Below are 21,938 nucleotides of genomic sequence, written 5' to 3'. Positions count from 1 at the left end.
TCCACTCACTCCCACTCAATCGTCCCCGGCGGTTTGCTTGTGATGTCATAAACCACGCGGTTAATGCCCTCTACTTCATTGATGATTCTATTACTTACAGATTCTAAAAAATCGTGGGGCAAATGCGCAAAAGTCGCTGTCATTCCATCAATCGCTTCCACCGCACGCACACAAATCGTATTATCATAAGTGCGATTATCGCCCATTACACCCACACTCCGCACATTGAGCAGCACACAAAACGCCTGCCATACTTTATCATAATAGCCTTGTTTATGTAGCTCGTCTATAAAGATAGAATCCGCCTCACGCAGCAAATCCAAGTCTGCCTTATTCACCTCTCCCATAATGCGTATGGCAAGCCCGGGTCCCGGGAATGGGTGGCGCATTAGCATAGATTCAGGCATTCCAAGCTCTCGCCCTAACGCCCTCACTTCATCTTTAAATAGCTCTCGTAATGGCTCAATGAGCTCAAACTTCATCCACTCCGGCAGTCCGCCGACATTATGGTGGCTTTTTATCGTCTTAGATGGACCTTTGACGCTCACAGATTCTATCACATCAGGATAAAGTGTACCTTGCGCGAGGAACTTTATCTCGCCTTTTGTATTATGCTTTTTCGCCTCTTTTTCAAAGACTTCAATGAAGGTCTCGCCGATAATTTTACGCTTAATCTCGGGGTCAATCACACCTTTAAGCCGACTTAAAAATAACTCACTTGCGTCCGCAGTAATCAGCGGCACTTTGAGATTTTCTCTAAACATTTTCTCCACTGCCTCTCTCTCACCCTTGCGCAAAAGTCCGGTATCCACAAACACCGGAATAAGATTCTCCCCAATGGCACGATAAAGCAACGCTGCAACGACACTAGAATCTACCCCCCCACTCACCGCACACAACACTTTACTCGTTGTCTCTTTGGTGATTTTAAGAGAGTTTGCTACTCCACTTCTGTCATTACCCTCAAGGTAACTCCCTCGTGTCGCACCTTCACAACTCTTAAAATCCCTCAAAGATACTGCCGAACCTGAATCTGCACCAGATTCTAAATGATTTTGCCCTTTAGTGTCGCTAGATTCTGTATGTTGAGAATCCACAATTCTAGTGTTTTGCAAGTGTGGGTTTGTAGCTTTGCCACTGCACGCAGTATAGCTGTGTAAGTTTTTTGGATTTTTTGTAAGGTTAGCGGACTTGGTGTCCATGCCTTGCGAAAAATCCAAAACCTTATCGCATTGCATACCCAAAGACGAATTGCGCTTAAAGCACGAGGTAAGGTGGTCATTTACAATCCCCACCGCCTGCATAAACGCATATACAATCGTGCTGCCTACGAATTTAAATCCACGCTTTTTTAAATCCTTGCTAATTGTATCGGATAATGGCGTAGTAGCGGGCAAATCTGCAATGCTCTCAAAGGTATTGATAATGGGCTTATGATTGACAAAGCCCCAAATATATTTATCAAAGCTCCCAAACTCCCTTTGCACAGCCAAAAATGCCTTAGCATTAGAAATTGCAGATTCTATTTTAGCGCGATTCCTAATAATCCCCTCATTGTGCATTAAAGATTCTATTTTACTTTCATCATAAGTGATGATTTTATGATAATCAAAGTCATCAAACGCTGCCCTAAAATGCTCACGCTTTTTAAGGATTGTAATCCAAGAAAGTCCTGCTTGAAAACCCTCTAGCAAAAGGAACTCAAAAAGCTTCTTATCCTCGTGGAGTGGCACACCCCATTCGTTATCGTGATAGTCCTCATAGAGCTTACGCGCCGCCTCGTCCTTATCGGTCGCCCAAGGGCAACGCACCTTTTCACGCACGCCCTCATTTGAATCTTGCGCCTCAAGCCCCAAAGACTTTTGCAAACTCTCACGCGTAATATTTAGCGGGATAAGCTCGGGTAAAAATGCGCCAGCACCCTCCGCAGGGATAGGCTTTTTCCCTGTTTTTGCAAACCCTAAAGCCTGATAGAATCCTAAAGCCCACTCAAGACTATTAACCTTTATCACTTCAAATGCACTTAAATACCGCATAAATGCCTCTTTGAGCAGTGCTTTGCCCACACCCTTTCTAAAAGCTTTTGGAGCGACAAAAAGCATTGCGATTTCATTTTTTTCTATCTCAATAAAACCTAGCCATTCTTCATTTTTTTGCGCTATAAGTAAATTTTTAGATTTTAATATAGCCTCCCGTATTTCCTCTCTCATACCCGCAATTTCTTTTTCGCTTAAATCTTTGTGTGTAGCCCTTGCACCTTCCTCCCAGATTTCAATAAGTCTTTGTATGGTTTGTGCTTTGCCAATGTGCTTAAAGGCTTCTTTAATCTGCATAAAACTCATAGGATTTTCACAATGTGCCTTGCCTCCATAGACGATATGGCGCAATTTTTCAATCTCATTTTGCGCGAAATGACGCATATTCCAAGATGTATCCGCGCCGCAAATCCCTATTGCAAAGTTTTGCAACATTTGCCCACCACATTCACTATGCACAACTTCAGGGTGAAACTGCAGGGCATAAATCTTGCGTTTAGAATCCGCAATCGCGCAATAATGCGTATTTCCAGACTTTGCGAGTTCTTTAAAGCCCTGCGGGATAGATTCTACCTTGTCCGCGTGGCTCATCCATACGATAGAATTTTGCTTCACACCTTTAAAGAGTGAGCAAGATTTAAAACCTTGCGTGGTGCTATTTTCTAATTCTTGCCATACTTTTTTTTCAAGCCTAAAGACAAGATGATTGATTTTTTTGCCCTTATAGGGTTTAAGATATTCCCCCACTTTTTGCATTTCAAGATTTTCTGCTACCTTGATTGAAGCTTTATTGTCCTCTTTGATGAGGCAATACACTTCCTCTAATCCTAGAGTTTCAAACCCATATTTTACACACATTCTAGCCACTTCGCTTCCATAGCCTTTGCCCCAAAAATTGCGGTGCAAAAGATAGCCGATTTCTACAATTTTTTGAGTTTTGCCCTTTAGACTTATCTCCGTATGATTTAGCCCCGCATTGCCGATAATTGCGCCGCTTTGCTTCTCTATAATCGCCCAAATTCCAAAGCTATATTGTTGATAATGCGCTAATTGCTTATCCAGCCATTCTTGGCTCTGCTTTTTGCTAAAGCCCTGCCCCCACGCATACATTGTTTGCTTATCGCTCACAATTTTATGCAATGCCGCAAAATCTGCCTGCGTGTAAGGGCGCAAAAAGACGCGCTCACTCTCGCACACAAAAGCATTTGCCACAGAATCGCTAGTTTCTCTTTCAAGTGCTTTTTTTAATATCGCTTTGCTCACCTTTAAATGCACGATGGGGAAGTCTCTCCCTGCGGAATCTTTTTCACTCATTCCTACTTTTTCAAAGCCCAAAGACTTATAAAATGCCAAACCTTGCGTATTTTGTTCATTGCAATCTACTAAAATGCAAGGATAGTCTTTCAAATATCGCTCCAATGCTTCTTTTAGCAATGCCTTGCCCACACCTTTTCTAAAGGCACTTGATGCGACAAAAAGCATTTCAATCTTATTCTTTTCCACACCAATAAAGCCCAAAAAATCCTTTTTATCTGTCGCAGTGATGATATTTTGGGAGCTTTTGAGTGCTGCTTTGACTTCTGGCTTAATCTCTGCAATGTCTTGCTTAGTTAAAAAAGTGTGGCTTACTCGCACAGAATCTTCCCATAAATCAAGCAGGGCTGTGAGCATTTGAGGAAACTTGCGATGAGAAAAAATATCAAAAGAGAGCGTCATCGGTGCTTGTATGCTTTGAGAAGCACCTTGAAATGCGGAACAAGATGAATCTTTAGAATCTTGAGAGGATTCCATAATCTCTAGCACCGCCTTACCAAATTCTTGTGCGTCCGCCTTGATGACGCGTCCGCCAAAATGTTGGGCGATGAGCTGCATACCATAGCAGATGCCAAGAATGGGAATCCCTAGTGTGAAAATCGCACTATCGGGCTTGTAAGCGTCCTTTTCATACACGCTTGCAGGTCCGCCACTTAGGATAATGCCTTTAGGATTTTTAGCTTTAATAGAATCTAGCTTTTCAAAGTAAGGGACAATCTCGGTATAAACGCCATATTCACGCAACCGCCGCGCGATAAGCTGCGTGTATTGACTCCCAAAATCTAGCACTAAAATTTGGACATTGCTTGTATTCATAGGCTCTCCTTGCCTTGTAAGAGTTTGACTAGCAGATATTTAATTCTACTCTCATATTTAAAATAAAATCTTAGCTAAAAATTGCTTGAGAAGTCGGCTTGTATAAATATTTTAATGAAGATATAATGTTGGCGCAAAAGATTGAAAACAAAAACACAAAATGGCTTCAATGTTAAATATTATTCACACATTCTTAAAGCGAAATTTAAAATACTAGCCTCGCTTTTTTGCAAGTAAATAACTCGCATCGATTCTCTCGCAAAGCTCCTCAAAATCCACCGAGCCATCAAGGCAAATCGTTACCCAATGCTTCTTATTCATGTGATACCCCGCAAAGTATTTTTGACAATCCACAAGAAAATCAATCTCCGCACAATCCACTTTTACATTCAAAATCTCAACGCATTCATTAGAAACAAGCCCCAACTTGCTCTTTGGAATCTTAAGCAAAGCCGCATACCATTTGCGATTATCCTTGCGCCTCCAAATTGCATTATTTGGAAACTTTCTCCACAAATACTCTAGCGTGTCGCCATACTTTTGCTCAACATATTCTATATTTTTTTGTGCGTTTTCGCTCTCAAAGAGGGCTTCATCTATCATACGTATCGCCTCTCCTTTGTAATAGCTTTAAGTTAGCTTGGCTTTTTCCTTACCTTAAAGATTCTAAAGAGGCTAGATTCTGCCCTGCACTTCAAGCTATGCTACTTCAAGTATCATTCATTAAAGCACAGAGGCATAAAAGGGGCAAATAGGCTTTTCAAGGCAGCCCACCGCAAATGCCTCTTAGAACCAAGGCATTACATCGTTTTCTGTGCGTTTGCGCACCTCACGGAATTGATACACGCCTATCACAAACAACACAAAAGCAACAAAAATCAAAATATAGCCGATAAAAAGCACCGCAAGCACAACACCAACAAGGTTGCACCAGAATGAGTAAAGAATAAATTTTTGCTGCATCACAAACGCCATTTCGCGCATATAGAAAGCATGGAATACAAACGAAGCAATAAACCCAACAACAAGTATCGCCACTGCCACAAAGAATAGCACACCCATATCATCTGCACTACCACGAACCAGCATTGAAATCAAAGAAGCGCCACCAAGTGCACCAGCTACAACGGACGCGACTATACCGATAACGATAGAATAAAGAAAATTCTTAAATAAAGTCCTACTTTCTGCAAGGCTATTGAGCCGCAAAGCCGCTAAAACAAAAATCACAATCGCCGCAATCGAACAAATAGGCGTTACGATAAAACCAAGGAATGGTATAAATGCAAACAAAGCACCAACAGCATAAAGCACAATAGCCATTAGAAACTTGAAGCGCACACCTTGCGCGTCATTTGCACTAAATCTTTCCTTGATATCATTCACATCAAGATTAACAGAAAGATTTGTGCTTGTAACAAAAATCGACTTTGCACTTTTGCTATCCTCTACAACCTCAAAATCTACTTCAGCCCCGACAAGCTGCTCCTGTGTCTTGCCATTAAGATTCTCAATATCTGCAATATCAAAATCATAACGATTGCCGTCTGCGCCACTAATTGCACCAGCGCCTAAAATCTTACCTTTCATTTCTGTCCTTTTTGTAAAATAAAGGGTGAATTATGCAAAAAAACATATTATGCCTTACTTAAATAAGTTTAAAATTTAAGAATGAGCTAGATTATCCTAGCCCAAGAGGTGAAGTAAAGAATATAGACGAAACATTGCAAAAATTTATATCTCAAAGAAAGGATTAATATGAAAATGCCACCATTAAACGAACAAGAATGCGCGGTTCTTTTGCATAAAGCCACAGAAGCACCTTTTAGCGGAATCTATACTGATTATTTTGAAAATGGAAGCTATCTTTGTAGGCAATGCGGCACACCTCTTTATGAATCAAGTGCAAAATTCCCTAGTCATTGCGGTTGGGCGAGTTTTGATGATGAGATTCAAGGTGCAATAAAGCACATACCCGATAGTGATGGCGTGAGAACAGAAATTATATGCGCCAACTGCGGCGGACATTTAGGGCATATTTTTAAGGGTGAAGGTTTCACGCCAAAAAATACGCGCCATTGTGTTAATTCGCTCTCGCTTAGCTTTCGTAAAAACTCATAAGGCAATAGAGAATCTATGTGCTTATGTTGTTTTGTTTTTGACTTGTTCTTTGTTAATATAGCGTGAATAGATATAAGAGAGTAAGAGAAAAACAATGCCCATAAAGATAAAAAGCACAATCTTAGCAATTCCACCAAAAGAGCTTGTATCAAGTAAAAAGACTTTTGAGGTAGCAAGGATAAATAAGAGAAGGGAGTAGATTCTAAAAATCTTTATATGCTTTTTGATGTAGAAGTATAAAAGTATTACTCCACTTAGCACTAAAGTTACCGAATAAGCGTAGTTTTGCAAAGGAAACATAAGCCAAAAATCCCAATTAATTGTGCTATCGGGTATGTGTATCAAATCTCCTAAAAAATGATATACATAGAATCCGTAAGCTACTCCAAAAAATAGCACTATAAGCCCGAGTGCGAAAATAAGGCTATAATTTACATAAAGGATAGCAGAAATGATGTGCTTATAATCTTTTTTAAACATATAATCTTGTGTTTGAAAATATGTAAATATGCTTTGGAAGTGCCACGCGATAAGAAGGCAACCTATTAATCCAACAAGTAAAAGAGCCATATCATAAAGATTCCAATGAGGGATAAGCATTATAAGTGGATTATACGCAAATATACCAAGAATAACCACATCATAATAAAACTTCACACATAAAAAGCCTACTATAAAAATATAAGCCTGTTGTGCCTTTATGCTTAATGTGTTAATTGCGTATAAATATTTTCCCATAATAAGTGCCAAAAGCCCAATACACAATGTGCTAAGAGGATATGAGGTAAGATGATTCCCAAAAAGAGACATAGAACATAGGTTTTGCACCATTAAAATTGCGCTTATGCAACAAATACCGAGCAAGATAATATTAACATAAGTGTGAAATGCGTAAGATTTATTTTTTAAAATAAAAAGCAAAATCGCACAAGAGCCAAGAGAGAGTAAAAGAGTGCTAAAATGATAGTGCATAGTTTTTCCAAATAAGGCGGATAATGTAATAAATATATTTGGATTTGGAGAGTAAATACTTACCGAATCAATATAAAACAATCCCTCTTTTGAGAATACATTTGCTAATATCCCAAGAGTGATAAAAATATATTCAAAATATGCAATATTGCGTTTGAGAATCTGCCCACCTAGATATGCAAGTATCAGCCCACTACTTACCCATATCACAAAAGGCATATTACTTAAATTAAGTGCCCCTATAACACATAAAATGCTATAAAACAACAAAAGATAATCAAGGCTTTTTGCCTTTGCCCATTCTGTGTTGATATGTTTGTAAATATAGCTATATGCAAAAATAATCATCGCAAACCATACGCTATATACATACAATACATCTTTGTTATGTATATCCATCATTATGCTAAATCCACATACAACCATAAATTGCAGCCACAGATAAAGAATCTTATGCTTAAATATGAAGAGATACACAGAGATAAAGCTCATAAATATGATACAAAAGGGCAAAAATGGCGCATTGTCTATTTTAATAAAAAGAGCTACGACTGAGAGAAAAGTCACTATCAAAGGAGTATGGAGCACAAATGAACTCAGATTTTTTAGCATACAAGGGATAAGCAATGTCAATACACAAAGCACAGCTAAAAAAGCGTATTCTACAAAGGAAAAAGTTATAGCCATATCATCTCGCCCAAAAAGACAGACCACAAAGCATACAGGAGAGAGAATACTAAAGGCAATAAAGTTATTATACACAGGAGATTCTCTAAGGGTGTGAAATTTTGCAAGTAAGAATATATTGCTTAAAAACATACCGACACAGAGCAAAAATGCTATGAATAAATCACTCTTGCTCATAGTGTAAAATATTATAAAGTGTAAGCTAAAGAGAGCCATAAGGATATTTGCAAGCACTATTAAGTATATAAGTTGAGGCTTAGATTGAGCATATCGTAGCACACAATACATACTTATGATATAAAATATTCCTAAATAGCCAAAGAGAAAAGGTGCGTTATAATATCCACTTGAGAGCAAAATAGGCGTTGCAAAGCCTCCAAGTAATCCAAAAATACCAATAATCACACCAAAACGCACACTTAAGCCTAATCCTATAAGTGCAATGAGACTTAAAGTTATGAGCGTAAAAAAATCACCAAAAAAGCCATAAATCTTAAAGCCTCCATAAAAACTAAAAAATAGCACTACGAGTGAAGAACCAACAAGTGTTTGAGCAATTATTTGCAATGTTAAATGCGGCAAAGAAAAATATGAAGTAGAGGTATTGAGAGGTTGAGGTTGTATGTTAGCAATGCGCCTTAAATGGTGGAGTGCAAGGTTATAGATTCTATAAAAAATGCTATGATGTTGGAGATAGTGTAAAGATATGCCACTTACAAAAAGGATAATGCCAAATCCTATACAAAGGCTTATGCGCACAGCAGGTGTGAGCAAATTATGTTCAAGGCTATAACGAATAAGAAAAAAAGCTGCAAAAATAAAGAAAATTCCCGCTAAAAATACCATTACCCTTTGTGTAAAGAGCCATTCAAAATCAAAAAAATCTTTTTGCTTTAAAGGTTGTGATTGTGTTGATTGCGCTGATTCTAGAGAAGTTGGGGGAATTTGAGATGTTTGAGAATCTGCGCAAAAAGTAGATTGTGGGCTTTGCGTATGTGTTTGCAAAGATTTTTCCACTACTTTATCCGCCACAGGAGCATTCAAATGACTTTGTGAAAATATCTGCGAAGTTGGGGCAGATTCTATTTTTTGCTTGATTTGGCTTTTAAAATTATCTCTTTTTGCTTGTTTTAAAGCAGCTTTAAGGGTGGTAATTTGTGCATTGAGTGTGATTAAATGCTCTTGTAGTTTTTTTGTAGAAAAATATGCTATAAGTCCGGCAATACTCCCACATACTAAGAGAATAAGAAATAAGATTGTCAAAAGAATAAGAAGTGTCATTTTTTACTCATTTATATCCCAACCCATTAGCATTTGTGCGTGTGCTTGAAGTTTGTGCATATAATCTTGTGGGCTAAGTTGAGATTGTGTGCTAAGCTCGCTAATAAATCGCACAAAATAACTTCCTGCCACAATAATATCTACTTTATCTTTTAGTACTGCTACTTGTTCGTAGGAATTTATCCCAAAGCCAAGTGCAATAGGTTTTTTGCAGTGCTTTTGAATAAGCCTTATCCACTCAAAAAGTGCTTTATCAATATGTGTTTTTTCCCCAGTAATCCCAGCACGTGCCACGACATATACGATTTCATCGCTGATTTTTGCAATTTTTTTAATTCGTGATATGCTTACTTTTGGAGCAATAAGAGAGATAATGCGGATATGATATTTTTTGGCTAAAATGCGGAGAGATTCATCAGATTCTATAGGTAAATCAGGTGCGATTATACCCCATACACCGCATTTTTTAGCTTCTTTGATGAATGCTTCAATGCCATAATGAAAAATAAGATTAGCATAAGTCATAATAATAAGTCGTGTGGGCTGCTTGTTGTCTTGGTTTATGTGTTGGGAGAGCGTGTGGAGTAGCTTAAAACCTTGAGCAACTTTGAATCCTTGCGCTATGCTTTTATTGCACGCCTCTTCAATAACGCTTCCATCGGCGTTTGGGTCAGAAAATGGAAACTGCACTTCAAGATAGCTCGCTCCGGCTTGGCAAATACCAAGTGCCGCATATAAGCTTGATTCAAAGCTTGGATAACCTGCAATGATATGTCCCATAAGTTGCGTTTGTGGTATTTGCTTTTTACTTTTACTCATCCTTAATGACTTCTCCAAAAAATAAATGTTTATTCTATCATATTTTGTTTATAAAGTGCTTGACTTTAAAGTGAAGCTAATAGTTTTTTGCTTACAATTTCAGCTATTTTTTAAAAGGAGCATAAATGGCTACAATCTTTACAGAATCGAAGAATGGTTACTTTGGTGAAGAAAAAGGCAACAAACACGCCTTTGGAGGACAATACATTCCAGAAATTCTCCTCCCTGCATTAAAGGAGCTAGAAATTGCCTATCGTGATATTTTTAAAAGCAAGACATACAGAAAAGAATTAAAATTTTCACTTAAAAACTTTGTCGGGCGTCCTACTCCTCTTATTTATGCAGAAAATAGCTCTAAGATTCTCAAAAATGATATTTATTTAAAATTTGAAGGTTTGGCAAATACAGGCGCGCACAAGATTAATAACGCACTAGGACAGGTGCTTTTAGCAAAATATATGGGTAAAAAACGCGTAATAGCAGAAACAGGCGCAGGACAACACGGCTTAGCCACAGCGGCAGCGTGTGCGCGACTAGGGCTAGAGTGTGAGATTTTTATGGGTGAGATTGACATCGCAAGACAATATCCTAATGTATTCAATATGGAGCTTTTGGGCGCAAAGGTTCATAGCGTAGGTAGTGGAAGCAAAACACTTAAAGACGCGGTAAATGAAACATTGCGAGAATGGAGCAGACGCAGTGATGATACTTTCTATGTGCTAGGAAGCGCACTTGGACCTTACCCATATCCTGACATTGTGCGTGAGCTACAAAGCATAATAAGCAAAGAGATTAAAAAACAAACAAAAGCTTATTTCAGCGGATTGCCCGATATTATGGTAGCTTGTGTAGGTGGCGGAAGCAATGCAATAGGCTTTTTCACGCATTATCTCAATGAAAAAAAGGTGCGCCTAATCGCCATAGAAGCAGGCGGCACAGGGGATAATCCCGGAGAAAATGCCAAGAGGATTCATAACCCAAATGCAAGTGTGGGTATTGCGCAAGGCTATAAAAGTCTCTTTTTGCAAGATGATGATGGGCAGCTTAATCTCACACATTCTATTTCGGCTGGACTTGATTATGCCGGAATTGGACCACAATTAGCGCATTTATACGAGGTAGGACGCGTAGATTTTAGCTCAGCTACGGATAAAGAAGCACTTGAAGCCTTTAGTTTTTTTAGTAAAAACGAGGGTATTATCCCTGCTTTAGAATCTAGCCACGCCCTCGCCGAAGTATTAGCATTATGCAAAAAGGTAAAGGGTAAAAAAATTATTGTCAATATTTCAGGACGCGGCGATAAAGATATTTTTATCACTACAAAAGCCCTTGCCACAGAGAAATGGAAAAAATTCCTTCAAGATGAGATTGCACGCATTGGCTAGTTGCACGATAATGTATGCAATTTCACACAATAAAAAGTCGCTATTTAGGAATCTAAGGGCGGTTTTTAAGCACTCTCCATACCCCTATGCTTAAAAACAAGCTTATAAGCCCTAAGATTTCCAAAAGCTTTTGATGAAGCACTCTACACATTTTTCGTATGAGTTTTACATTGCTCCTTAAAATAAAAAGCAAACAGTATTACAAGCTTGATACTTTGTATCCCTAAAGAGAATCTCCCTGCTTATGAGCTTATAAAAACAAAGAAAAGCCTAATGTTAAAGCCAAATGCTTAAAACGCATTGCCCTACACCTTAAATTCTTGCAGCTTATTACGCGCTGCTTGGAGCAAATCTCTACGCGTATGAGGGAGTTTATCCTCTAACACTTGATTTAAAAGATATGCCAATATTGCTCCTATTTGCTTCCCCTCTTTTATGCCTATGTGCTTTAAATCTTCGCCATTTATACACAGCTCTTTAAGACTTAGAGGTATGCTCTGCCCCAATACATTTTGCACAATGTGATGAAAGGTTTTGAGATTCTGTGTGTCTGCTTTTTGTATCCCTACCTTGATATGCGCCTCTTTGATACGCGCTATATCTTCAAGTATGCTTTGCGCCCTCTCGCGCCCACCAAGATTCACAACAATATGTCTTAGCTCCACTTCTCCCACACACAAAGGCATATCATAATGCCAAAGTAAAGTGAGGATATGCTCCTTGCTTTTATTGTCAAATTTTAAAGATTCTAGAATCTCCCTCGCATAAGTTTTACAAGGATACAAAAAACACACCCAGCGAACATATTGCGTAGTATCTCTTAAAGCTTTAAATACCCTAAAATCACATTGTGTCGGTAGCTGCGGCACAACTATGCGGATAATAGATAAAAACGCACTAAGCACACTCTCTGCATACATTCCGCTAAGTAATTTATCAAGCTCTAAGCGCACACGCTCTCTCGCCACAGAGCAAAGCAAGGGCGCATTCATATGTATAGCCTCTTGCGTGTGAGATTCTATACTAAATCCAAGAGTAGCACTAAAACGCAAGGCGCGTAAAATGCGTAAAGAATCCTCGCTAAATCGCACTTTTGCCTCACCCACACATACTATGCGCTTATTGATGATGTCCTCCACTCCCCCAACCTCATCAACAAGTCCAATATGTGGCGCATAAGCAAGGGCATTCATACTAAAATCTCTTCTTTTTATATCCTCACTTATAGAGGTTGTGAATCTCACACTATCGGGCTTGCGTGCGTCACTATAAGTCCCATCAAGCCTAAAAGTCGTAATTTCATAGCTATGGGATTGCATAATCACACTTATTGTGCCATATTTTGCGCCTGTGGGGATAGAGTATGGAAAAAGTCTCATCACATCATCGGGCAAGGCTGAAGTAGCTATATCATAATCATTTGGGGGCTTAGAGGTATTATGCAGCTCACATAAAATCATATCTCGCACACAGCCACCCACAATATACGCCTCATATCCCGCACTATGCAAAGTATCCAAGATAAAAAGCACATCTTGCGGAAGAGCAAAACGGCTTGTATCAAAATGCTGCATTAGCGGAATTTTAGGCTAGGCTGCGTGTTTTGTGGAGTGCGCATAGAGCTGTCACCGGAGTTGCCAAATAATACACTTCCTACTAATCCGCCAAAGAAACCACTCATAAAGCCATTGCCACTACTTGAGCTTCCACTATATGTCCTATCATAGCTGTTATTTATATTAGCATTAGCATTTGTTTCCCTCTCTTGCCTTGCCTTAGCTTGAGCGTGTGCGCTTGAGGAGATATTGCTATTATTAAGTGCGAAGACAAAATTGACAAATCCGCCATAATCGCGCATAGACGAGCTAAGCGGTATCTTTTCTTGTGCGGGGCGATTGATGTATTGCCTCACTCCTATATTGATTCCAAAGCGCGGGGTAAAATTGAGAGCTAAACCAAAATGCACTTGAGTTTGTATGCCTTTAGAATCTGCGCTATCTAGCCAATAATATGCGTAATTCACCTCGCCTCCTGCAAAAATCCCCACGCTACTTTGTGATGAGCCGATGTCAAAGAGTATATCACCTCCCATACCAGCGGATACAAATCGCGCTTTTGCCAGGCTATATCCCTCATCAAATTGACTAAATCCACCCTGTATAGGCAAATATAAACGCAAGCCCAAATTATTATTAAAATAATGCCTAGCACCATACTTGATACCGCCTGTATAAAGTGGCACACTTGATGTAGCTGTGTTATTATTTGGTGTTGCTACTTGATATGGGATTTGAGGCGTATATCCTCCTCCTATGGCAAAAAATGCGCCGTTTTTTTCATTGCCCAAAAGTGCGCTTACCACAAACATAAGTAGCAAAGATTTTTTAAACATTATAGCCCCTTAAAAGACATAAATGTAATTAAGGCGATAGTTTAAGAATCCTTGCGCTTCTAGCTTTAAAGATTCTGCTTTTGTGCCTAAGTGAATAAAATCTGAATCATAGCTACTTACAAAATTAGCATATTTAACCTCAAGTTCCACCCTATGCTTTTGCAAAAATGTAAGCGAAAGCCCTGCTTGTGCGCTAAGACCATAGCCTTCTAATGTAGCAGGGCTATTATCTGAGTCTTTATAAATGCTATATCTTGATTTTGGAAATTTGTGTGTGCTAAGTACCAAGCCACCACCGGCAAATATCCCAAACACAGCACTTTGAAATTGCTTAATATCAAATAACACATCAGCATTAAGAGCAAGGCTATAAGCATCCATTTTGCGCTTTGCACCATTTTCATCTCTGTATGTCGCATAGCCATTATTATCGTATTCCACATAGAATCTCCCACCAAATCGCGCATCAGAGCTAAATTTTTGATAACCTATTCGTGCAGACGCACCAAAAGCGTTGTGAGAGTAGTTGCTATGCGGATAATCAGTAGTAATATTGTTTTCTAATGTGCTATACACGCCACTATAAGAAGTGTTGTTAAGACTTAAGCTGCCACCTATAAATACCCCGCTTTCTCCGGCATTAAGCAGATTTGCCACAGCTACAACTACAAATGCAAAAATATGTTTTTTCATTGCAATACTCCCAAAATCTAGCTAAGCATTGTATCGAATCTTTTTTTAAATAATTTTATTTCGTATCATTCCCGAACGGACGCGCAAAATACCGCAAAAGAGTATTATGCGCCTTAAAATTGTGATAAACATAAAAGGATAGCGCACATAATGCCTAAAAAGCGTTTTTAGCACGAGTAATCGTGTGCGTTTTGTATAGACACTATGCAGATTCTCTAAAGTTTTAGAATCTAACTTCACGCCACTTTCTCCTTGATTGTAAGATACTATGCTATTAAGCACCTCACTTAGAATCCTTGAGCTATGCAATGCCCCACTAATACCCTCTAATGTGCTTGCATTAATAAATCCCGCTGCCTCCCCTATCAAAAATACGCCATTTCTCCCACGCACAAAATCGCGCCACCTTTGGGGTTGTAATACCAAACACGCCTCTTGCTTTAGCACCTCTGTAAATATAAATCCTAATCCCTCTAAACGCACTTTTTGTGTATTAAACGCAGCCTTACAATGTGCGTGAGGATATGCCCCTCCAAAAATAAAATAACCATCTTTTGACATACTCCAGCTGTAACTTGGCGTGAGTGTTTTGTCAAAAATACACGAAAGCATAGGTTTATTATGCTCTTTATACCACTGCTGAATACATACGAGGCTTTGCGTCTTTAGATGTGGATAGAGAAATCGGCGGATATGACTTTTTGCCCCATCTGCACCTACCACGATACGCGCTTTACAAGTATAAGATTGTGTGCTAGATTCTAAGCTATCTTGCTCTTGCTTAAAATGCACTTGATAGAATGCTCCCTCTTTTTGTATAGACTTGAAATATGCTCGGTGAAAGCTATGGATATGCGAGGGAATAAGTCCCTTGAGCCATAAATCAAACTTATGCCGCTCCATATTCACATAACCTTTTTGTATGTATGAGGCATATTTAAAGCCAAAATCAATAGTATTAATAGCAAAAATTTGCGGATTAACCAAAACTTCATTAGGGAGATTTAATCCCTGCTTTGCCAAAGCCTTTTGCCCCCCCTCGGAGAGCAACCCACCACAAGGTTTATGAAAATTATCATCAAAGCAATCGCCCTCTTTATCTTTCTTGTCAATAGCAATAACTTTAAGATGAGGTTTAAGATTTGCTGCTAAATTGCTTCCTGCTACGCCTAAACCAATAATCGCCACATCATACACGCCCAAATCTTTACTTTTTTCCACTCTTACTCCTTAAATCCTCTTACAAATACAGAATCTACTTCACTTTTGATTTCATTCTCCACACACAAAGCCTTAATGCTACACTGCAAATCTGTAAGATAAAACTCATCGCCCTTATTTAAATCTGCAAGAGTAATAAGCATATTATCCTTGCTCACTTGTGCGTAACTATGCTCGCATAATTTGCGAGGATTAAGCGCATTTAATGCTTCATAAAGACGCTCATATTTACTCTGTGCGGTGCGGATTTGAGAATGCAAAGAATGCGTAAGAAGAGCGCGTAGATTCTCACATTGCAAAGCCTTATCCTCCAAGATTCGCAAGGTATGCTGCTTTATCATCATTCTAAGATTATAAATCTGCTCTTTTTTTGCATTATATTGGACTTGAAAATTATAATGATAAAAATACTCAAGCATTTGTTGCAACATCTTTTCTTTATGTGTGATATGAGTTTTAAGCGCAAAAATAAGTGCGTTCATCATCTCATCTATCGTGCGCAAATACTCATTTTTATCTGGCAAAAGTATCTCCATAGCTGCTGAAGGCGTAGGAGCTCGCACATCAGCGACAAAATCACTTATAAATACATCAACCTCGTGTCCTACAGCAGAAATAATAGGTGTGCGTGCAGAATAAATGGCATCTGCTACGCATTCTTCATTAAATGCCCACATATCCTCCATACTTCCTCCACCTCTCCCTAAGACAATAACATCAAAGCTTTCAGATGTGCCAAAAAAACTATCAGCTCGTTTTAGATTCTCTACTATAGAATCTTTTGCTCCTTCACCTTGCACAAGCGTATTAAAAAGCGTGATATGGATATTCTCCCATCGTTTTCTTGCAACCTTTAACATATCTTCTTTTGCTGCACCTGTGGCAGAAGTAAGCAAGGCAATGCGTTTAGGGAAACGCGGCAGAGGTTTTTTATGAGTAGATTCAAAATAACCCTTTGCGCTAAGCTTATTTTTCAATGCTTCATATGCCCTAGATAGCTCACCCAATCCTGCAAATGTAATGCTCTTACATAAAATTTGATATTCTCCTTTGGACACATAGACACTAAGTGAGCCCATTATAAGCACACTTTGTCCTACTTCAAGCTTTATTTTTAGAGTGCGTGCATTGCCTTTAAACATCACGCAACGCACGCTTGAATCTTCATCTTTAAGCGTGAGATAAATATGCCCACTTGTATGAATTTTGACACTACTTATTTCACCCTGCACACAAATATCCATAAAGGTAGATTCTAAAATACTCTTAATCTGTACATTAAGCTCACTTACTGCTAAAGCCCTCATTTTTCCCCTTAAGATTTAAAAAATGATATAAAGATGGGGATTTTATCATATTAGAACTTTTAAAGACTTTTTGCTACAATAGCACAATTTATTTCAACACAATAAGGTAAGTTTATGCAAAAGATTAATAATGAAATATTCCTCTGCTCTATTTGTAATGTTAGCTCCGGAGATTGCCCAGAAGACTGCAAATACTGCACTCAAAGCGCACATTATGGCACACAGATTCAAAGATACAAAAACAAAAGTATTGATAAAATTGTGCAAGAAGCGCGGACATTAAAAGAATATGGTGCATTAGGATTTTGCCTTGTAACAGCAGGACGCAGTTTAGAAAACGATAAATGTGAATACATTGCCAAAGCCGCCACTGCGATTAAAAATGAGAATCTAGGTTTGCATATTATCGCGTGTTGTGGAAGTGCTGATGTAGATTCTCTTAAATATCTTAAAGCCAGTGGTGTAGATAGCTATAATCACAATTTAGAGACATCTAAAGAGTTTTTTCCGCATATCTGCACCACACACACTTGGAAAGAGCGGTTTGAAACTTGTGAAAACACTCTTAAAGCAGAGTTAGGATTATTATCTGGAGGCATTTTCGGCTTAGGTGAAAGTTGGGGAGATAGAATAGAACTGCTTAAACATTTACAGATCCTCTCCCCTCATACATCTCCTCTTAATTTTTATATCGCTAATGAATCTTTACCTTTGCCTATGCAAACGCTTACACAAGAAGAAGCACTAGAGTGTGTAACCCTTGCGCGCGAATATCTCCCAAATACGCGCTTGATGATTGCAGGAGGGAGAGAGGCTGTCTTTGGTGATAATCAAAAGCCTCTCTTTGAAGCAGGTATTAATGGCGTGGTGCTAGGTGATTATCTTACAACAGATGGCAAAGCACCAAAAGATGATGTCGCAATGATAGAATCTTATGGCTATGTGCCTGCAACAAACTGCCATTAGGGATTACTATGGATTCCCAAAGTAAAGAGCAATTTTTTAAAATCTTTTTCATCAAAGTTCGCGCAACATTTTTTATCCTATGGAATAAAATAAAAAGCATTTTGGATTTTGTAGCTGATAAGGAGCTAAGCTTTTATGCGGCTTCACTTAGCTTTTACACGATTTTTGCTATCGTGCCACTTTTGCTTATTATATTTTCTATCTTTCTTAACTTGCCTAATTTTCAATCTCAAATTGCACGGATTCGCGACTTTATCCTTTCGAATATCTTACCCACACATACAGAAGTTATCTCACAATACCTTGACACTTTTATGCAAAATAGCTCTTCACTTGGTATGATGGGGCTTGGTTATGCGCTTATAGCTTCTGTGATGTTTTTTCGCAACTATGAATACATCGCGGCAAAAATGTTTAACTCAACACCTCGTAAATTTTTTGATTCTCTCCTAATGTATTGGACAATGATTACACTCTTTCCCGTAGCACTTGCCTTTTCAATTTATTTTAGTGGTGAAGTGCAAAAAACACTTAAAGGCACAGCAAATCTCAATCTTGTATTTGACTTGATACCCTATATCCTCACTTGGGCTATATTTTTTCTACTCTTTAAACTCTCTGCAAACAAGCCCTTAAAGCTCTTATCACTCCTTAGCGCGAGTATACTTACTACAATTATATGGCTTCTCACAAAATGGGGCTTTGTGTATTATGTATTTTATAATCAAACTTATAAAAGCGTATATGGCTCTATCTCCATTTTTCTTTTTCTTATGCTATGGATTTATGTTTCGTGGTTTATTATACTCTATGGAATGCGCTTTTGTGAAGGATTTGGCACAAATTTTGGAAAAACACTCGAGGAAAAATATGGTATAAGCACCACAGAGGTGTAATAACAGCCTAGATTCTAAAGTTGTTTTAGAATCTTAGAATCTTTTGTCTCATTTTGCTTTTGGCAAAGTGCAGATTCTAAAATCTGCAAAGTTTGCTTTAATTAAGTAAGTAATAACTTTATCATTGTATAATTGCGCCTCGAGAAATTTAAAGTAAAACTTGTCTTTTAGTGTGTAAAGGTGCATAGATTCTGTATAAATCTCGTGCAATTTGAAACTTTTAGAATCTTAAAGGAGGAGATTATGGAAGATATTTTTGACCCCAAATGTTTGACAATGAGTGTGCTCGCCTCACCGAGTATGGCAAACTTTAGCGGCGTGATGCACGGCGGAGAGCTAATGAAGCTACTCGACCAAGTAGCATATGCGTGTGCTACGCGCTATTGTGGCTGTGGTGTGGTAACCATAGGTGTTGATGGTATGATATTTAAGAATCCAATTCCCATTGGCTCACTCGTCATTTTTCTTGCCTCTGTAAATTATGTGGGAAGTAGTAGCTGCGAGGTGGGTATTAAAGTGATTAGTGAGGATATTAAAAATCGCTTTGTGTCTCACTGCAATAGCTGCTACTTCACTATGGTAGCAATAGATCCTAGCGGAAAAAAGGTGCAAATTCCACCACTTAATCCACAAACAGAAGATGAAAAAAAACGTTTTGAAGACGCGAGAAAGCGCAAAGAGTTGCGTTTAAAAATGAAAGCGTAAAACCAAAATCCTAATAATCTTGGCGAGATTCTAAAAATATATGACTGCTTAGAATCTCACTAAAACCTGCACGTAACCTTAAAAAAATACAATCCCCAAGCTTTGATAAAGTGAAATTTTTAAGACTTAAGAGTTATAAAACAAGAATTTGCAAGATTCTAAATAATAGTTTTAGAATCTTGCCGTGTAAAAGCTTTTTCAAATATTTTTATTTCGCAATTAGAATCCCTACACCTCACACCCCTATATGCCACCCGCTAAAACTCCTACAAAGGTAGGGTTGCTATTACTAATTATCACAAGATTTTGGCTTAAGTCTGCTTAGAATCTCATCTGTATCCTTTGGCGATATACGATTTTCTAAATATTCCTTGATATATGGAAAAAATGCAAGAAGTGTAGGCAAAAGCTCTCCCAAATACACAGAATCTCTAAATTTCACAAACGCGCTTTCATCATTGTGAAAAATGAAACTATTGAGATATAAATCCGCCATAAGCAAGCGATAATACACATTACCATCAGTGGTGCGCTCTATGACCTGCGAAGGCAAAATCTTGTCCGTTATAAAGCCATTTTCCTTATCAAAAAACACATTGTAGCCATAAATATCTTGCTTGCGTTCAAGCTCACCTAAAATAGTATTGATATGCTCGTTTTGCACATAGCATTGCCTATCTGCCACGCCTAAAAGCATAAATACATCAAAATCAATCAAATGTCTCACAAGCGGACTTTTGTTAAAAGTCTCTATGTCAAAGACTTCGCCCAAGCGAATCTTAAACATCTCCGGTGCCACCCCGCGAAAGCCCTGCGCCTTGTAAGCTTGATAAGTAAGAGAAAGCATAAATTTCACTTCAAGTGGTGTAAGCATTACCGCCTTTCCCTCCTTTTTGCCCACCTGCTCTTTTTGTGCTATGGCATTAAGCTGTGCTATCTCTTGCGGGGAAAGGATAAGCGGGACTTTAGCATACCCTATCTCATCTTTTGGCTTAGAATCCTCAATGCTAATCTGCAAAAACTTGCTCCTATCCACTTGGTCTAAGATAAAAATCGCGTCCTCATAAGTCTCAATATCATCGTGGCTCATCACATCTCGATAATATGCCAACTCACTCTTAGCGGTGCGTAAGAGCTCATTAAAATATGCTTCATTCTCATACAAAGAAGACAAAATATAAGCCCCAAGCACGATAGAAGCTAAGTAGTTTTGATACAAAGATGCGTCAAAGCGGTGCTCGGTGATTTGAAAATACTGAAAATCTTGCTGGAGATACTGAAGTGCTAAAGGCAGATTCTCCTGTGTGTTACTGCCTAAAAATGCCAAAGTAAGATAGTCAAGTCCATAGAGATAATTCGCCATAAGCGTGTCGTTATACATATTTTTGAGTGGATTTTGCGCCACGAGTATAATATCTTGTGCCTCTGTGGAGCGGATATTGTGCGCTTTGAGTAGTTCATACGCGTTTGATATACGCTCAAGGTGCAAATGCACATCATCACTATCGGCTAGAGATGTATCAAATCGCTGATGATACTGCACGAGTTTCATAAAGATTTTATCAATTGGTGCTTGATGCGTGAGAATCTCTGCTTTCAATAATGTAAGGGCTTTTTGATACACTTCATAATGCTCAATTGGCAAAAAATCCTTATAATCGTCCAGCTCCTGCTCAAGTCCCAAACGCACCCTATGACTCGCCAAATGCGACATACTCTGATTTACAAAATTAAGATGATGTAAGCCGTGAATAGCTAAAAGACGCACTTGAATTTGGGATTCTATAATCTTATTGAGCTCACCGCTCTGTTTCGCACTTTGATACTGCCAATCCAGCAATTCGCTTAGTTGCACGCTATCACCCTTTTCATTATTCAAAAGTAAAAGCGCAAGGGAAAGAGAAATTTGCGTATCATATTGTTCAAGTAGGGGTATTTGCATATAGGGCTTTGCAGAGGCGTATAGCAGATTCCACTCCTGCATTAAAATCAATGCTTTTTCGAGCATAGGCACTTCAAACTTATTTGCTTCGTTTTGCTCATAAGCACTCCAAAGCAAATTGGTAATTTCGTCCTTTTTTTGCTCCACAGGCATAAACTTGTGTTTTTGCTCACTCGGTGGCAAGAGAGATTCTAAACTCTCCCTCTTTGGTGCGTAGAAACTTAGAATCTTACTCATCAAACTATGAATATCCTCATCTTTATCAAATGTCAGCGGTGCTTGAATGTGATGCTCACTCGGCTGCTCCTCCACCTTATCACTACACGCCACGAATCCCACACTCACAAGCAATATCATCATATACACATAAACTTTTTTCATCTCT

General features: G+C 38.6%; 16 protein-coding genes. 5 read left to right on the top strand and 11 right to left on the bottom strand.

Features of this window, described 5'->3' with window-relative positions:
• Window positions 1-5 precede the first annotated feature (5 nt).
• From guaA to LS67_RS04240, 3 genes are all read right to left on the bottom strand, one after another.
• Entirely contained in the window at window positions 6-4,166 is a 4,161-nt protein-coding gene (gene guaA, locus LS67_RS09900) for a glutamine-hydrolyzing GMP synthase (RefSeq protein WP_236096342.1), read from the bottom strand.
• A 213-nt stretch (window positions 4,167-4,379) separates the two neighbouring features.
• On the bottom strand, window positions 4,380-4,769 hold the full coding sequence (locus LS67_RS04245; RefSeq protein WP_052099815.1) for an MmcQ/YjbR family DNA-binding protein: 390 nt from the start codon (window positions 4,767-4,769) through the stop codon (window positions 4,380-4,382).
• Window positions 4,770-4,952: 183 nt separating this feature from the next.
• Window positions 4,953-5,756 (bottom strand): hypothetical protein, encoded by an 804-nt coding sequence (locus LS67_RS04240; RefSeq protein ID WP_034325782.1) that lies wholly within the window; start codon window positions 5,754-5,756, stop codon window positions 4,953-4,955.
• Between the two features lie 174 nt (window positions 5,757-5,930).
• On the opposite strand from LS67_RS04240, the gene LS67_RS04235 reads away from it, so the two are divergent.
• A complete protein-coding gene (locus tag LS67_RS04235; protein ID WP_034325826.1) occupies window positions 5,931-6,287 on the top strand; it encodes a methionine-R-sulfoxide reductase in 357 nt (118 codons plus the stop codon).
• Window positions 6,288-6,308: 21 nt separating this feature from the next.
• On the opposite strand, the gene LS67_RS04230 is transcribed toward LS67_RS04235, so the two are convergent.
• Both LS67_RS04230 and trpA read right to left on the bottom strand, forming a co-directional pair.
• Complete coding sequence (locus LS67_RS04230) at window positions 6,309-9,227, bottom strand: DUF2339 domain-containing protein (protein ID WP_034325783.1); 2,919 nt, start codon at window positions 9,225-9,227, stop codon at window positions 6,309-6,311.
• 3 nt (window positions 9,228-9,230) lie between these two features.
• The gene (gene trpA, locus LS67_RS04225) at window positions 9,231-10,046 is read right to left on the bottom strand and encodes a tryptophan synthase subunit alpha (RefSeq protein WP_034325784.1); all 816 of its coding nucleotides are present in this window, start codon (window positions 10,044-10,046) and stop codon (window positions 9,231-9,233) included.
• Window positions 10,047-10,171: 125 nt separating this feature from the next.
• Here trpA and trpB point away from each other — a divergent pair, with 125 nt between their 5' ends.
• Window positions 10,172-11,431 (top strand): tryptophan synthase subunit beta, encoded by a 1,260-nt coding sequence (trpB, locus tag LS67_RS04220; protein ID WP_034325786.1) that lies wholly within the window; start codon window positions 10,172-10,174, stop codon window positions 11,429-11,431.
• Window positions 11,432-11,736: 305 nt separating this feature from the next.
• Here trpB and LS67_RS04215 read toward each other — a convergent pair whose 3' ends face one another.
• Genes LS67_RS04215 through xseA form a run of 5 tightly spaced genes read right to left on the bottom strand, consistent with a single transcriptional unit; the run spans window position 11,737 to window position 17,044 of the window.
• Window positions 11,737-13,005: a CCA tRNA nucleotidyltransferase gene (locus tag LS67_RS04215; protein WP_052082132.1), complete on the bottom strand. Its 1,269-nt coding sequence runs from the start codon at window positions 13,003-13,005 to the stop codon at window positions 11,737-11,739.
• Window positions 13,005-13,823 carry an outer membrane beta-barrel protein gene (locus LS67_RS04210; RefSeq protein ID WP_034325787.1) on the bottom strand — a complete coding sequence of 273 codons (819 nt, stop codon included), beginning with the start codon at window positions 13,821-13,823 and terminating at the stop codon, window positions 13,005-13,007. The genes LS67_RS04215 and LS67_RS04210 overlap by 1 nt, the downstream gene beginning before the upstream one ends.
• Before the next feature lie 9 nt (window positions 13,824-13,832).
• Window positions 13,833-14,516, bottom strand: coding sequence for an outer membrane beta-barrel protein (locus LS67_RS04205; RefSeq protein WP_034325789.1), 684 nt, complete (start codon window positions 14,514-14,516; stop codon window positions 13,833-13,835).
• A gap of 45 nt (window positions 14,517-14,561) precedes the next feature.
• On the bottom strand, window positions 14,562-15,737 hold the full coding sequence (locus LS67_RS04200; protein ID WP_052099816.1) for an FAD-binding protein: 1,176 nt from the start codon (window positions 15,735-15,737) through the stop codon (window positions 14,562-14,564).
• Window positions 15,738-15,739: 2 nt separating this feature from the next.
• Window positions 15,740-17,044, bottom strand: a complete 1,305-nt coding sequence (gene xseA / locus LS67_RS04195) for an exodeoxyribonuclease VII large subunit (protein ID WP_034325791.1) — start codon at window positions 17,042-17,044, stop codon at window positions 15,740-15,742.
• Between the two features lie 114 nt (window positions 17,045-17,158).
• On the opposite strand from xseA, the gene LS67_RS04190 reads away from it, so the two are divergent.
• From LS67_RS04190 to LS67_RS04180, 3 genes are all read left to right on the top strand, one after another.
• Complete coding sequence (locus tag LS67_RS04190) at window positions 17,159-18,010, top strand: biotin synthase (RefSeq protein ID WP_034325792.1); 852 nt, start codon at window positions 17,159-17,161, stop codon at window positions 18,008-18,010.
• 8 nt (window positions 18,011-18,018) lie between these two features.
• Window positions 18,019-18,906: a YihY family inner membrane protein gene (locus LS67_RS04185; protein ID WP_034343003.1), complete on the top strand. Its 888-nt coding sequence runs from the start codon at window positions 18,019-18,021 to the stop codon at window positions 18,904-18,906.
• A gap of 243 nt (window positions 18,907-19,149) precedes the next feature.
• Window positions 19,150-19,611, top strand: a complete 462-nt coding sequence (locus LS67_RS04180; RefSeq protein ID WP_034325793.1) for an acyl-CoA thioesterase — start codon at window positions 19,150-19,152, stop codon at window positions 19,609-19,611.
• A 289-nt stretch (window positions 19,612-19,900) separates the two neighbouring features.
• Here LS67_RS04180 and LS67_RS04175 read toward each other — a convergent pair whose 3' ends face one another.
• Window positions 19,901-21,934, bottom strand: a complete 2,034-nt coding sequence (locus LS67_RS04175; protein WP_034325795.1) for a hypothetical protein — start codon at window positions 21,932-21,934, stop codon at window positions 19,901-19,903.
• Between the last annotated feature and the right edge of the window lie 4 nt (window positions 21,935-21,938).

Source organism: Helicobacter sp. MIT 03-1616 (assembly GCF_000765685.2).
Lineage (GTDB): Bacteria > Campylobacterota > Campylobacteria > Campylobacterales > Helicobacteraceae > Helicobacter_C > Helicobacter_C typhlonius.
The sequence above is the reverse complement of the archived record's forward strand: the minus strand, read 5'-3'. Positions and strand labels throughout refer to the sequence as shown.